The following is a 14,211-nucleotide window of genomic DNA, read 5'->3' as shown; positions in this document are numbered from 1 at the left end:
GGCCGCCGGCCCCGAGGGCTTCGCCGTCCCCGCTGTTAGCGTGGAAGCGTGGCCGGAAGTGATCGTTGGACACATGGCACCGATGAGCGGGCCCCGTACATTCTGAGCGCCCTTTTCGGCGGCTCGGACCTGATCCTTCTCTGGTCCGCGCTCCAGATCGCGGCCGGTGACCACAGATTGTGGTTCTTCTGTGTGCCGCCCCTGGCGATGCTGGGCATGTGGCCGTTCCTGCGGTGGAATCGGGCGGCCTCGCGGACCCATGGAGCGGTCAGCCTCCTTTTCGTGCTGGCCGCGCTGGGTGGGATGGGCACCGGGAGCGCGATCACGACCATCCCCCTGGTGGTGGTGGTGCTCACGCACATCGTCTCCGTGTTCGGGTTCGGCGGCGGCGTGTGGTTCAGCGCGGTCGCGGTGGGTTTCACCCTGACCGCGAATCTGATGATGGGGCGAGATGCCTGGCGGTCGCTCGCCGAGACGATCGTGATGGCCGTGTTCACGGTGTGGGCGCTGATCGCCACCCGCGTGCTGCTGGGCGCCAGGCAGCGCGCCGCCGACAACGAACGGCTGCTGGCCGAGCTGACCGACGCCCACGCCAAGCTGCGGCGGTACGCGGCCAGGGTGGGCGAGCTCACAGTGGCCGAGGAGCGGGCTCGCATGTCGCGCGAGATGCACGACTCCGTCGGCCACTACCTCACGGTGATCAACCTCGGCCTGGAGAACGCCCAGCGCTACCGCGCGGCCCGCCCCGACGAGGCGTGGGCCGAGGTGCGGCAGGCCCAGCAGCTCACCGTGGAGGCCCTGGCCGACACCAGACGCTGGGTGCGGGCGCTCAAGCCGCTGGCGCTGGAGGGCAAGGCGGGCGCCACCGCGCTGGCCGAGCTGGCGCGCTCGTTCGAGGGCACCGGACTCGACGTCACGTTCCAGGCGGAGGGCGCGGGGCCGGCGCTTGACGAGGAGGCCGAACTGGTCATGTACCGGGCGTTGCAGGAGGGGCTGACCAATGCGGCGCGCCATTCCGGGGCGCGGCGTGTGGAGGTCGTGCTCGGCGCCTCGGACGGCCGCGTCGAGCTGGCCGTCACCGACGACGGGCGCGGCGCGGCGGACGAGGAGGTCTGCGGCGGGCACGGCCTGGCCGGGCTGCGCCAGCGGGTCACCGCGCTCGGCGGCTCGCTCCACGCGGGGAGCCGCGCGGAGGGCGGCTTCGCCTTACGGGTCTACCTGCCTGCCGGTACGGGGGCGGGCCTGTGATCGTCCGGGTGCTGATCGTCGACGATCAGGTGCTGATGCGCCAGGGCCTGCGCAAGCTCCTGGAGCTGGAGGAGGGCATCGAGGTCGTGGGCGAGGCCGCCGACGGGCTGGCCGCGCTCGACCTGCTCCCCTCTGCCAGGCCCGACGTGGCGCTGGTGGACGCGCGGATGCCGAGGATGGACGGGATCGAGCTGGTCGGCCGGCTCGACATTCCCGCGATCATCCTGACCACGTTCGACGACGACGACTACATCTTCGGCGGCCTGCGGGCCGGCGCCCGTGGCTACCTGCTCAAGGACACCCCGCCGGACGAGCTGGTGGCGGCCATCCGCAAGGCGGCCAGGGGCGAGACCGTGCTGGGCGGAGTCGCCGCCGAGCGGGTGGTCGCCGAGCTGCGCAGCGCCCCCGCCACGCCGGACCTCGCCGACCAGCTCTCCGAACGCGAGCACGAGGTGGCCGTTCTGGTCGGCGATGGCGCGACCAACCGGGAGATCGCCAGGCGGCTGTTCATCACCGAGGGCACGGTGAAGAACCACATCTCCAGCATCCTGCGCAAACTGCGGCTACGCGACCGCACTCAGCTGGCCATCCACATCGCGAGGTCATCCTGAATCGCGAGGTCAAGCTAACCCGTGGCGAACGGCGTACAGGGCGGCCTGGGTGCGGTCCTGGACGCCGAGCTTCATCAGCACGTTGGACACATGCGTCTTGACCGTCTTCTCGGCGACCGACAGGCTCCTGGCGATCTCCCGGTTGGAGTGGCCGGCCGCGATCAGCGCCAGCACCTCGCGCTCCCGTTCGGTCAGCGGCACCGGCCCCAGCGTCGGCGGCGAGCCGTTGGCGCCGGCCAGCATCGCCTCCGCCGCCTCGGGGGCGAGCAGCACCTGCCCTCCATGTACGGCCCGCACCGCCTGCACGAGCGCGTTCGGATCCACGTCCTTGTAGAGGAACCCGGAGGCGCCCGCCCGCATCGCCGGACCCACGTCGGACCGATCGCTCACCGAGGTCAGCACGATCACCCTGGGGAGCGTCCCCGAGAGCCGGGCCAGCGCGCCGAGCCCGTCGAGCACCGGCATCTTCAGATCGAGCAGCAGCACGTCGGGAACGAGTTCGTCGGCCAGCTCCACGGCCTGGGCCCCGTCGGCCGCCTCGCCGACGACCGTGATGTCCTCCTGGAGGTCGAGGAAGGTCCGCAGGCCCTGTCGTACCACTGGGTGATCGTCGGCGATCAGCACCCGGATCACACGCCCACCTCCACGCGGACCGTCGTCCCCTCGTCGCGGGCCGAGGCGACGGTCATGACGCCGCCCACGGACTCCGCCCTGTCCCTCATCGACACCAGGCCCAGGCCGCGCGACTCGGCCTGCTCGAAGCCCTTGCCGTCGTCGCGTACGGTCAGCACCAGCTTGCCGCCCTCGTCGGCCAGCCGCACTTCGACGTGGCCGGCGTCCGAGTGCCTGAGCGCGTTGTGCAGCGCCTCCTGCGCGACCCGCAGCACGGCCACCTCCACCGCCGACTCGAGCGGCGGCAGCTCGCCGCACTCGAAGGTGACGCTCGCGGGATGGAGCCGGTCGAGCAGGCGTACGTGCTTGCCCAGCGTCTCCGCCAGCCCGTGCCGGTCCAGCTCGGCCGGGCGCAGCTCGACGATCACCGCCCGGAGCTCGGCCAGCGCCTCGCCCGCCAGGCGCTGCACGCGTTCGAGCTCGGCGGCGGCCTGGTCGGGGGCGCTGGGCAGCAGGACGGCGGCGGACTGCGCGGTCAGCCTGAGCGAGAACAGCTTCTGGGTGACGGCGTCGTGCAGCTCGCGGGCCATCCGGTTGCGCTCTTCGAGCATGGCCAGCTCGCGGCCCCGCTCGTACAGCCTGGCGTTGGTCAGCGCGATGGCGGCGTGCGCGGCGAACAGGGTGAGCAGGTCCTGGTCCGCCTCCGTGAACCCGTCGGGCGAGCGCTTGTTGGCCAGGAAGATGATGCCGAGCACCTCCTCGCCGTCGCGGATCGGGGCGCCGAGGAAGTCCTTCATCACCGGGTGCGCCTTGGGCCACCACTCGAACCTGGGGTCCTCGCGCAGGTCGGGCAGGCGTACCGGAGCCCCGTCGCGGAGCATCGCGCCGAGCATGCCGTGCTGCCTGGGCAGCGGGCCGATCGCGTCCCACTGCTTGTCGGTGAGCCCTTCGGCGACGAACTCGGCGAACGAGCCGTCCTCGTCCGGCACGCCGAGCGCGGCGTACCGGGCGTCGAGCAGCCGCTGGGCCGAGCGGACGATGACCTGCAGCACCTCGCGCACCGAAAGGTGCCGGGTCACGGCGAGCACGGCGGTGCTCACCGCCTGCATGATCTCGTCCCTGTCGGAGGCCACGGCACCCACTCTATGGTCCCGGGCCCTCATGCCCGGGCGCCATTGGTCCTAGGTCCATATGCCCAGGCGGAGGCGGCCCCTCAGCCCGATGTACGGCCGGTTCCGCGCTCCTACCGTCAAGACATGACGAACACCGCACTGATCACCGGTGCCTCCCGCGGCCTCGGCCTGGCCTTGGCGACGACACTCGCCGGCGCCGGATGGGAGCTCCTGCTCACCGCCCGCGGCGCGGCGGATCTGGAGCGGGTCGCGGCCGAACTGGGCGCCACCGCCATCGCCGGTGACGTGAGCGACCCGGCACATGTCGAGCGGCTCGCGCGGGCCGTACCCCAGCTGGACCTGCTGGTCAACAACGCGAGCGGGCTGGGCGTGACCCCGCTGCCTCCGCTGTCGGTGTACCCGAGGGACGAGTTCAGGGCCCTGCTGGAGACCAACGTGATCGCTCCCCTGGCCCTCATCCAGGCGACGCTGCCCGCGCTGCGCGCCACGCGCGGCGCGATCGTGAACATCACCTCCGACGCCGCCACCGGCGCCTACGAGGGCTGGGGCGGCTACGGCGCCACCAAGGCCGCCCTGGAGCAGCTGTCCAACGTCCTGTCGGCCGAGGAACCCGACCTGGCCGTCTGGTGGGCCGACCCCGGCGAGATGAACACCCGCATGCTGGCCGACGCCGTCGGCGCGGAGGAGGCGGCCGGCGCGGCGGACCCCGCCAAGGTGGCCGCGGCACTGTACGACCTGGTCAGGGCCCGTCCGGCCAGCGGCCGGGTGAGCCTGCAATGACCGCCGCGCTCGACTTCGCGCTGCCGGACACCCTGTCGGCGCACGAGCCGCCCGAGGCCCGAGGGCTGACCCGCGACTCGGTACGGCTGCTGGTCTCGCGCGGCCATCTCCCGCCGGAGCACCGCCGCTTCACCGACCTGCCGGGGCTGCTCGACCCCGGCGACCTGATCGTGGTCAACAACTCGGCGACGCTGCCCGCCGCCATCAGGCTCGACCGGCTCGCCGTGCACTTCTCCACCGCGCGCGAGGACGGCACCTGGCTGGTCGAGCTGCGCCGCCGTACCTCGAAGTCCTCCGAGCCGTACGGCGGCGGCGAGCCGGGCGAATGGCTGCCGCTGCCCGGACGAGCGACGCTGCGGCTCATCGAACGCGAGACGCCGCGCCTGTGGCGAGCCAGGCTCGACCGTGACGTGGAGGCGTACCTGCGCGATCACGGCGTGCCCATCCGCTACTCCTACGTGTCGCGCGACTGGCCGCTCGACGCCTACCAGACCGTCTTCGCCACCGTGCCGGGCAGCGCGGAGATGCCGAGCGCGGCCCGGCCGTTCACCGCCGAGCTGGTCACGGCTCTGGTGGCGCGCGGCGTCGGGATCGCGCCGATCACCCTGCACACCGGCGTCGCCTCGCCGGAGAAGGACGAACCGCCCTACGCGGAGCGGTACGAGGTGCCCGCGGCCACGGCCCGCCTGGTCAACCTGACCACGGCGAACGGCGGCCGGGTGGTGGCCGCCGGCACCACCGTGGTGCGCGCGCTGGAGACGGCCGTCGGCGGCGACGGGCTGGTGGCCGCCTCGGCGGGCTGGACCAGGCACATCGTGACGCCAGACGTCGGGGTCAAGGCCGTGAGCGGGCTGCTCACCGGCCTGCATGAGCCCAGGTCAAGCCACCTGATGATGCTCACCGCGATCGCCGAGCGGGAGCCGCTCGCCCGCGCCTACGAGGCGGCGTTGCGGGAGGGCTACCTCTGGCACGAGTTCGGTGACACCCACTTGCTGCTGCGCCGATAGTGGCCCCTCGTGCTCATGTGTCAGGGTACGCCCAGTAGCCTGGCTCAATGTGGACCAGCGCACCCTCCTGATCACCCTGACCGGCCCGGACCGACCGGGCGTCACCTCGAGGCTCTTCTCAGTTCTGTCGGGTTTTCCGGTGACCGTGGCCGACATCGAGCAGGTCGTCATCCGCGGGCGGCTCACACTCGGCGTGCTCGTCGCCTACGCGGGCGGTCCGTCGACCGGCACCGGCAGCACACTCGGCGCCATGTGGACCGCCGTCGAACGGGTGGCTGAGGACCTCGGCCTGGAGCTGGAGCTCTCCACCGGCTCCCAGACCAAGGAGCAGCGCCGGCGCGGCCGCCTGTCGGTCAGCGTGCTGGGCGCGACGCTCCAGCCCGCCGCCATCGCGGGCATCGCCGGACGCATCGCCGCCGCCGGCGCCAACATCGACCGCATCGAACGCCTCGCCCAGTGGCCGGTCACCTGCATCGAGCTGTCGGTCTCCGGCGCCGACCCGAGCGCGCTCCGCGTCGAACTGGCCGCCGAGGCCGCCGCCCTGCACGTCGACGTGGCCGTGCAGCGCACCGGTCTGTCCCGGCGGGCCAAGCGGCTGGTCGTCATGGACGTCGACTCGACGCTCATCCAGGGCGAGGTCATCGAGCTGCTGGCCGGCCACGCGGGCTGCCTCGAAGAGGTCGCCCGGGTCACCGAGGAGGCCATGCGCGGCGAGCTCGATTTCGCCGAGTCCCTGCGCCGCCGGGTCGCGCTGCTCGAAGGGCTGCCGGCCGAGGTGTTCGAGCAGGTACGGCAGCAGGTCGTGCTCACCCCCGGCGCCCGTACGCTGGTCCGCACGCTCAAGCGGCTCGACTACCGCTTCGCCATCGTCAGCGGCGGCTTCACCCAGATCACCGACAGCCTGGTCGAGGACCTGGGCATCGACTACTCGGCGGCGAACGTGCTGGAGGTCGTCGACGGCAAGCTCACCGGCCGCGTCGTCGGCGAGATCGTCGACCGGCCGGGCAAGGCCCGCGCGCTGGAGCGGTTCGCCCGCGAGGCGGGGCTGCCGATCAGCCAGACGGTGGCCATCGGCGACGGGGCCAACGACCTCGACATGATCGCGGCGGCCGGGCTCGGGATCGCGTTCAACGCCAAGCCGGTCGTCCGGGAGGCGGCGGACACCGCGGTCAACACCCCCTACCTCGACTCGATCCTCTACCTGCTCGGGATCTCCCGGGACGAGGTGGAGGCGGCGGACGCCGAGGACGGCGTGCTCACCCGCTGACCTCTCCCTCCTTGGGGTCCCAGCGGGTGATCAGCTGCGCCTCGCCCGGCCACAGGTCCACCCAGTTCGCTTCCGTACGGATGACCGCGAACGACCCCGGCCGGAACCCGTAGTCGCCCCCGGCCAGCGAGATCGCCAGCTCGTGCACGCCCGGGTTGTGGCCGCACAGCACGACCGTCTCCAGCTCCGGATCGGTCAGTTTGACCAGCGCCAGCAGCTCCTCGGGGTATGCCTGGTAGACATCACGCTCGTAGCTGACCGCCACCTCGGGGAAGGCCAGCTCGGCGGTGCGCTTCGTACGCAGGGACGGGGAGCACAGCACCAGGTCGGGAGCCAGCCCGAGGGCCCGCACCTCGTCGCCGGCCCGCTTCGCGTCGCGTTCGCCCCGGTGCGTCAGCGGACGCTCACGGTCCTCCAGGCCGGGCACCTGCGCGGCCTTGGCGTGGCGGAGCACGATCAACGTACGCACGTGCTCATGTTCCTCTCGTCGCCCACACACCCAGCGCGACGATCACCGCGAGGATGGCCAGCATCGCCAGCAGAATGTAGGCCAGCGCCTTGCCGCCGCTGGGCCGCTTGTCTTCCATCCGCCCAGTTTCCCACCGGGGGCGGCGGGTGCCGCACCTGACCCGCGATCCTTCTCGTTTCTTGAAATGTGGAACGCCCGCTCCCCCAGACCTCGGAGGAGCGGGCGTCCGGACGGGGTCGCTAGGAAGCCACCGGCTGCTGCTCCCGGTTGTTGTCGTTGCTGGCCGACTCGCTGGTGACCGAGCGGCGCTTGAAGACGAGGATGGCGCCGACCACCACGCCCACGGCCACGACCGTGATCCCGATGCGCAGGGCCGGGTTGCCCGCGTACAGGACCACCGCGGGCGCCACCAGGAGCGCCACCAGGTTCATCACCTTGATCAGCGGGTTGATGGCCGGTCCGGCCGTGTCCTTGAACGGGTCGCCGACCGTGTCACCGATGATCGTGGCTTCGTGGGCCTCGGAGCCCTTGCCGCCGTGGTGCCCGTCCTCGACCAGTTTCTTGGCGTTGTCCCAGGCACCGCCCGAGTTGGACAGGAAGACCGCCATGAGCGTGCCGCAGGCGATGGCCCCGGCCAGGAACGCGCCCAGCGGCGCGTACCCGAGGGCGAACCCGACCGCGATCGGCGTCATGACCGCCAGCAGGCCGGGCGTGGCCAGCTCGCGCAGCGAGTCACGGGTGCAGATGTCGACGACGCGGCCGTACTCGGGCTTCTCGGTGCCGTCCATGATGCCCGGGTGGTTGCGGAACTGGTCGCGTACCTCGAAGACCACGCGCATCGCGGCCCGCCCGACCGCGCTGATCGCCAGCCCGGAGAACAGGAACACGACCGCCGCGCCGATGACCAGGCCGACGAGCACGTTGGGCTGGTCGATGCTCAGGCTGAAGGTGGAGAACGCGCCGAGCGCCTCCTTGGCCGCCTGGCTCGCCTTGCCGAGCTCCAGCTCCACGGCCGTGCGGAACGCGCCGAACAGCGCGGTCGCCGCGAGCACCGCCGTGGCGATCGCGATGCCCTTGGTGATGGCCTTCGTCGTGTTGCCGACGGCGTCGAGGCTGGTGAGCACGCGCGCGCCCTCACCCTCGACGTCACCGGACATCTCGGCGATGCCCTGCGCGTTGTCGGATACCGGGCCGAAGGTGTCCATCGAGACGATGACGCCGACGGTGGTCAGCAGGCCGGTGCCGGCGAGCGCCACCGCGAACAGCGCGATCGTCACGTTCCCGAAGCCCAGCAGGAACGCGCCGTAGACCGCGCCGGCGATGATCAGCGCCGAGTAGACCGCCGACTCGAGGCCGACGCTGATGCCCGCCAGGATGACGGTCGCCGGCCCGGTGGCCGAGCTCTCGCCGATCTCGCGGACCGGACGCCTGGTCGTCTCGGTGAAGTAGCCGGTCAGCAGCTGGATGGCGCCGGCCAGAACCAGACCGATGATCACCGCGCCGATGGCGATGAGCCGCGGGTTGGCGGTGGACTGCACGGCCGAGCCGGTCAGGTCGCTGAAGGTGCTGGGCAGGTACCAGAACGCCGCCGCCGCGACCAGCACGGCGGAGATCCCGGCCGAGATGAAGAAGCTGCGGTTGATGGCGGCCATGCCACTGCGGTCGCCGTCGCGCATCCGGGTGACGAAGATGCCGATGATCGCGGTGAGCACGCCGATCATGGGCACGATCAGCGGGAAGATCAGTCCCTGCTCGCCGAAGGCCACCTTGCCCAGGATGAGGCTGGCGACCAGCATGACCGCGTACGACTCGAACAGGTCGGCGGCCATGCCCGCGCAGTCGCCGACGTTGTCGCCCACGTTGTCGGCGATCGTCGCCGCGTTGCGCGGATCGTCTTCGGGAATGCCCTGCTCGACCTTGCCGACCAGGTCGGCGCCCACGTCGGCGGCCTTGGTGAAGATGCCGCCGCCGACTCGCATGAACATCGCCAGCAGCGCCGCGCCGAAACCGAAGCCCTCCAGGACACCGGGCGCGTCACCTTGGTAGACGAAGACGACGACGGCCGCACCGAGCAGGCCGAGGCCCACGGTGAACATGCCGGCCACGCCGCCCGTACGGAAGGCGATGCGCATGGCGCGCTTCTCGCCCGCCTCACGGGCGGCGGCCGCGACGCGTACGTTTCCGCGTACGGCCAGCCACATGCCCATGAAGCCGGTCAGCGCGGAGAATACCGCCCCGACCACGAAGAAGATCGAGCGGCCGATGCGCACATCGGTCTCACCCGGTAGCAGGAGCAGGAGGAAAGGGATCACGACGACGAAGACCGCCAACGTGCGGAACTGCCGCGCGAGATAGGCGGCGGCTCCCTCTTGTACGGCACGGGCGATGTCCTGCATGCGCTCCGTGCCGGGGTCGGCGGACAGCACCTCGCGCACCAAGCCGCCGGCGACGGCTAGGGCGATCAGTGCGACCGCGGCGACCACGATCACGATGGTGAGATTGTTACCGCTCAGGGCCAGATTGGACGCTGGCTCCACCGCCAGCATGTGCCTAAACATCGTTCTCCTCGGCAAGACCGGTCGTCCTGCCCGGGCGGTGCGCAAAGATCGGCGGGCTGGTGCGGCACCATCCGGGTTGTGGGTGCCGCTTCCGGTTGAGTCCGCAGTTTCGCCGGATCACCTTGGCCGGTGCCGGGAGTCTACGCACGGGCTGCGCGGATATGAAGGCTCTGCCGGTCGCTATTTGGCCACGCGTCCAGTAATCCCCCAGTAATCCCCAGCCAGCAAGGCGATTTGCCATCTGACAACCGATATTTCCCCGGGTTTACGGCCATGACAAGGTGCCCGATACGACACGCCCGAAACATGGGTTTGGGACATCCCAGAGGGACGACACGCCGAAGCCGAGCTGTGGGGCACGGCCCGCAACCGGCTGGGAGATGTCCTCAGCGGCCAACGGCCGGGATGACATGCCAGAGCCGGGCCATGGATACCCACGACCCGGCCGGTCACTAGGAAGGGACGGCGACGGCCCTACGGCTGTCGGCTGGTGCCCTTTGGCCGTCGGGTGGCTTGGTGCTCTCTGGCTGTTGGCTTGTGGAAGCCATGGGTGCCGTGCCTCGTATCGGTGCCCAGCCCCGTATCACCAGAGGAGCGTATCCCTGGACAGGGCTCAGCCACGGTCGGCGGGCGGGGCCCACCGTGCCGTGCCGTAAAAGAAAGATTGTCTTAAATTGGCGCGTGACCATTGGTGGCGGCGGGCCAGCTCATGCGGATGCGCATCCCCTTCGGGCTGGGGAACACCTCCACGTCGTCGGCCAGCCCCGCGATCACCGCGATGCCGAACCCCGACATGAACGAGTCAGAGAGCATGCCCAAATCGAGAGGTTGCTCCTGCTTGATCTCATCGCTGGGGGCCTGATCGCTGACCGTGACCTCGAACCGTCCCGAGTCGTCTTTCAGCTCGATGCGGATGGGCTCTCCCGGACAGTGCGCGCGATGCGCCTCAACCGCCCGGGAGCAGGCCTCACCGACGGCGAGCCTGACCTCGTCCAGCAGTGACTCCTCCACGCCGGTGCGCCGGGCGATCGCCGTCGCGACCAGCCGGGCGGTCCGCACATGCGCGGGGAGGGCGCTGAACGTCAGCTCGACGGTAGCCATGACTACTTGTCTTTGCCGTGAGCTTCCTTGGCCTCGTCGACCGAAGCGTAGATCCCGAAGACCTTGGTGAGTCCGGTGATCCGGAAGATCTTGAGGATGCGCTCCTGCGTGCACACCAGCTCGAGCGAACCGTCGTGCGCCCGAACCCGCTTGAGCCCCCCGACCAGGACACCGAGGCCCGTCGAGTCGAGGAAGTCGACCTTCTCCATGTTCACGAGAAGGTGGAAGTTGCCCTTGTTCACCAGGTCGATGAGGAGCTCACGCAATCTCGGCGCCGTGTAGACATCGATCTCACCCTCAACCTCGACGATGGTGAGTCGGTCCTCGTTGTGGTGATCCAACTTCAGATCCACAGATCCTCCAGCGCCTCGCCTGCGAAAGTACCCTTGCGGGCCTGGCAGTCTGGAACGGGGCTCCAGACCGTCTGACCCTGACGCGCGGCATTCAACCACGCGTCTGGCTTGTGTCTATACGAAATCACGATTCCCGGCGACTTTGCCCACGGATGCAGACTGGAAACAGTGACTTCCTCCGCTTCCTCCCCACACCGGCCAGGTCCACTCCTCGGTCACCTGCTCGGTGTTCCCGCACGTCATGAGCGCGTCACTCATGTGGAGCATGTTCCAGCACGTCAGGCGGGTCAAGTGGGTTGGCCGAAATGGGCGCCGGAACTCCTGGTTACGCGCTTGGCGAACCGCGGAATCCCGGGATTGTGGCCACACCAGTACGAAGCCGCTGATCTGGCCCATCGTGGCCGAAATGTGATCATTTCCACCGGAACGGCATCCGGGAAGTCGCTCGCGTACCTCACTCCGGCGGTCACTTCCTGCCTCGACGGCGGCACGGTCCTTTACCTCACGCCTACCAAGGCCCTGGCCGCCGACCAGCTCCGCGGCCTCCGCGAGCTCCGCATCACCCAGCTCCGCGCGGCCTGCTTCGACGGCGACACGCCGTTCGAGGAACGTACCTGGGTCCGGCAGCACGCCAACTACGTACTAACAAATCCCGACATGTTGCACCGCAGCATCCTGCCCCGGCACGCCCAGTGGTCGTCGTTCTTCCGGCGGCTGCGGATGGTCGTGGTGGACGAGTGCCACGGCTACCGCGGGGTGTTCGGCTCGCACGTGGCTCAGATCCTGCGCCGCCTGCGCCGCGTCTGCGCCCGCTACGGCTCGCAGCCCGTCTTCCTGCTGGCCTCAGCGACGGCCAGCGAGCCGGGGGCGTTCGCGATGCGGCTGACGGGGCTTGAGATGGCCGAGGTGACGTCGGACGGGTCTCCCAAGGGTGCGACGACCATCGCGCTCTGGGAGCCGCCCCTGACCGAGCTACGGGGCGAGAGGGGGGCTCCGGTGCGCCGCACGGCCACCGCGGAGGCCGCGGACCTCCTCACGGACCTCGTCCTGGCGAAGGTCCGCACCCTCGCCTTCGTCCGCTCCCGACGCGGCGCCGAGACAGTCGCCCTGACCGCCCGCGCCAAACTCGCCGACGTCGCCTTCTCCCTGGCCGGGACCCCGATTGGCGGCTCATCGAGTACGGCCTTCGCCCCGGCAGGAGGTAATCCCGGCGCGCTCCCCCTGTCTGGTGGCCACGCCATCCCCCCAGAGCGGGACATTTCCCCGCTCCCCTCTGCCCCTCACCCAGGGTCTCCAGACCACGACGTCCCCATGGCGTCCCGGGACCACCGCCCTTCCCTGTCATCCCCCACCCAGGACACTCACCCAGCGTTTTCCACCCCACCGCCCTCAGACCAGGGCACTCGGCCGGCACCCTCCACCCGCAGCACCACCACACCGCTCCCAGACCAGGGCACCGCTCCACCAGGCGCAGACCAGGGAACGCTGTCCTGGGGAGCGTCCGTGTCCGTGCCCGAGTCCGAGTCCGTGTCCGAGTCCGAGTCCGCCGACTGGGCCGACCTTCCAGACCGGATCGCCGCCTACCGGGCCGGATACCTCGCCGAAGACCGCAGGCTCCTGGAGAAGGCCCTCCGCTCGGGCTCCATCATGGGCCTGGCCACCACGAACGCCCTTGAGCTCGGCGTGGACGTCTCCGGCCTGGACGCCGTCCTGATCGCCGGCTGGCCGGGCACCCGCGCCTCCCTCTGGCAGCAGGCGGGCCGAGCCGGCCGCGACGGCCAGGAGGCACTCGCCGTACTCATCGCGAGGGACGACCCCCTCGACACCTACCTCGTACACCACCCCCAGGCCCTTTTCGGCCAGCCCGTAGAGGCGATCGTGCTCGACCCGGACAACCCGTACGTCCTCGGCCCCCACCTCTGCGCGGCCGCCGCGGAGATCCCGCTGACCGACGCCGACCTGCCCGTCTTCGGCCCCACCACCCCGAACGTCCTCGACGACCTGGTGACCGAGGGCCTGCTCAGAAAGCGCCCCGCAGGCTGGTTCTGGACCAGGCGCGAACGTGCCACCGACCTGGCCGATATCAGGGGCGGCGGAGGGGCGCCCATCCAGGTCGTGGAGTCCGCGACCGGCCGTCTCCTCGGCAGCGTGGACGAGCCGTCCGCCCACACCACCGTCCACACCGGCGCCGTCTACCTGCATCAGGGTGAGACGTACCTGGTGGAGCTCCTCGACCTCGAAGCCGGCGTCGCCCTGGTGGGCGGTGCGGAGCCCGACTACACGACGTTCGCGCGCGACGTGACGGAGATCTCGGTGCTCGCCTCCCTGCGTTCGCACGACCTCGGCCCCGGCAGCCTCCACTTCGGTGAGGTGGAGGTGACCAGGCAGGTGGTCTCGTACCTCAAACGCCGCCTCCAGTCCGGCGAGATGCTCGGCGACGAGCCCCTGGACCTCCCGCCGCGTACCCTCCGCACCCGCGCGGTCTGGTGGACGCTCCCCGCCTCAGAAGTCGCCACTCTGGCCCAGGAGGGCTTCGACCTGGGCGGCGCCGCCCACGCCGCCGAACACGCCGCCATCGGCCTGCTCCCCCTCTTCGCCACCTGCGACCGCTGGGACATCGGCGGCGTGTCCACGGAACTTCACGCGGACACGGGCCTGCTGACGGTGTTCGTGTACGACGGTCACGAGGGAGGCGCCGGATTCGCCGAACGCGGCTACGCCCGTGCCACCGACTGGCTCACGGCCACCCGCGAGGCCATCGCCTCCTGCGAATGCGAACGCGGCTGCCCATCCTGCATCCAGTCCCCCAAATGCGGCAACGGCAACGAGCCCCTGGACAAACGCGGTGCCATCCACCTGTTGGACACCTTGCTACGCTCCGCTTCCGCCGCAAGCTAGTCCGGTGTCGACGGACGTTCGCCGGGTGTCCACTCTCCCTCTCCCTCGAAGGGGGTATCCCGCCCGGGTGGCCCGGAGGTGCAACCCCTCCGGGCCACCCGGGCGGGGCAAACCTTCCAGGCCCCTGACACGACGGACTGTCGCAGGGACCGGACCAAACCCAGGGGCCACTGT

12 protein-coding genes are annotated in these 14,211 nt (G+C 70.5%); 6 read left to right on the top strand and 6 right to left on the bottom strand.

The annotated features are described in order from the left end of the window. Window positions 1–48: 48 nt before the first annotated feature. Both AB0B64_RS26655 and AB0B64_RS26650 read left to right on the top strand, forming a co-directional pair. Window positions 49–1,248: a sensor histidine kinase gene (locus AB0B64_RS26655; protein WP_358180354.1), complete on the top strand. Its 1,200-nt coding sequence runs from the start codon at window positions 49–51 to the stop codon at window positions 1,246–1,248. Then, window positions 1,245–1,859, top strand: coding sequence for a response regulator transcription factor (locus AB0B64_RS26650; RefSeq protein ID WP_225299067.1), 615 nt, complete (start codon window positions 1,245–1,247; stop codon window positions 1,857–1,859). The genes AB0B64_RS26655 and AB0B64_RS26650 overlap by 4 nt, the downstream gene beginning before the upstream one ends. 9 nt (window positions 1,860–1,868) lie before the next feature. On the opposite strand, the gene AB0B64_RS26645 is transcribed toward AB0B64_RS26650, so the two are convergent. Together AB0B64_RS26645 and AB0B64_RS26640 are read right to left on the bottom strand one after the other, a co-directional pair. Further along, on the bottom strand, window positions 1,869–2,492 hold the full coding sequence (locus AB0B64_RS26645) for a response regulator transcription factor (protein ID WP_358180351.1): 624 nt from the start codon (window positions 2,490–2,492) through the stop codon (window positions 1,869–1,871). Continuing rightward, window positions 2,489–3,604 carry a GAF domain-containing sensor histidine kinase gene (locus AB0B64_RS26640; RefSeq protein ID WP_358180348.1) on the bottom strand — a complete coding sequence of 372 codons (1,116 nt, stop codon included), beginning with the start codon at window positions 3,602–3,604 and terminating at the stop codon, window positions 2,489–2,491. Before AB0B64_RS26640 ends, AB0B64_RS26645 begins: the two co-directional genes overlap by 4 nt. Window positions 3,605–3,727: 123 nt before the next feature. Here AB0B64_RS26640 and AB0B64_RS26635 point away from each other — a divergent pair, with 123 nt between their 5' ends. The 3 genes from AB0B64_RS26635 to serB are packed head-to-tail and all read left to right on the top strand — an operon-like array spanning window position 3,728 to window position 6,658. Beyond that, a complete protein-coding gene (locus AB0B64_RS26635; protein ID WP_357954536.1) occupies window positions 3,728–4,384 on the top strand; it encodes an SDR family NAD(P)-dependent oxidoreductase in 657 nt (218 codons plus the stop codon). Further along, window positions 4,381–5,391, top strand: a complete 1,011-nt coding sequence (locus AB0B64_RS26630; RefSeq protein WP_358180345.1) for an S-adenosylmethionine:tRNA ribosyltransferase-isomerase — start codon at window positions 4,381–4,383, stop codon at window positions 5,389–5,391. The genes AB0B64_RS26635 and AB0B64_RS26630 overlap by 4 nt, the downstream gene beginning before the upstream one ends. 49 nt (window positions 5,392–5,440) lie before the next feature. Beyond that, the gene (serB, locus tag AB0B64_RS26625) at window positions 5,441–6,658 is read left to right on the top strand and encodes a phosphoserine phosphatase SerB (RefSeq protein ID WP_357954532.1); all 1,218 of its coding nucleotides are present in this window, start codon (window positions 5,441–5,443) and stop codon (window positions 6,656–6,658) included. Here the strand turns inward: serB and AB0B64_RS26620 are convergent. From AB0B64_RS26620 to AB0B64_RS26605, 4 genes are all read right to left on the bottom strand, one after another. Then, window positions 6,648–7,127: a histidine phosphatase family protein gene (locus tag AB0B64_RS26620; RefSeq protein WP_357954530.1), complete on the bottom strand. Its 480-nt coding sequence runs from the start codon at window positions 7,125–7,127 to the stop codon at window positions 6,648–6,650. The two genes, serB and AB0B64_RS26620, sit on opposite strands and share 11 nt — an antisense overlap. 239 nt (window positions 7,128–7,366) lie before the next feature. Continuing rightward, a complete protein-coding gene (locus AB0B64_RS26615) occupies window positions 7,367–9,685 on the bottom strand; it encodes a sodium-translocating pyrophosphatase (RefSeq protein WP_358180342.1) in 2,319 nt (772 codons plus the stop codon). A gap of 669 nt (window positions 9,686–10,354) precedes the next feature. Further along, complete coding sequence (locus tag AB0B64_RS26610) at window positions 10,355–10,786, bottom strand: ATP-binding protein (RefSeq protein WP_225299083.1); 432 nt, start codon at window positions 10,784–10,786, stop codon at window positions 10,355–10,357. Between the two features lie 2 nt (window positions 10,787–10,788). Continuing rightward, window positions 10,789–11,139, bottom strand: a complete 351-nt coding sequence (locus AB0B64_RS26605) for an STAS domain-containing protein (RefSeq protein WP_020542579.1) — start codon at window positions 11,137–11,139, stop codon at window positions 10,789–10,791. 408 nt (window positions 11,140–11,547) lie between these two features. Between AB0B64_RS26605 and AB0B64_RS26600 the strand changes: the two genes are divergently transcribed. Further along, the gene (locus AB0B64_RS26600; RefSeq protein WP_358180339.1) at window positions 11,548–14,037 is read left to right on the top strand and encodes a DEAD/DEAH box helicase; all 2,490 of its coding nucleotides are present in this window, start codon (window positions 11,548–11,550) and stop codon (window positions 14,035–14,037) included. The last annotated feature ends 174 nt before the right edge of the window (window positions 14,038–14,211 follow it).

The sequence above is a fragment of the Nonomuraea sp. NPDC049129 genome (assembly GCF_040648495.1).
Lineage (GTDB): Bacteria > Actinomycetota > Actinomycetes > Streptosporangiales > Streptosporangiaceae > Nonomuraea.
Note: the sequence above shows the minus strand (reverse complement) of the source record. Positions and strands in the feature narration are given on the sequence as shown.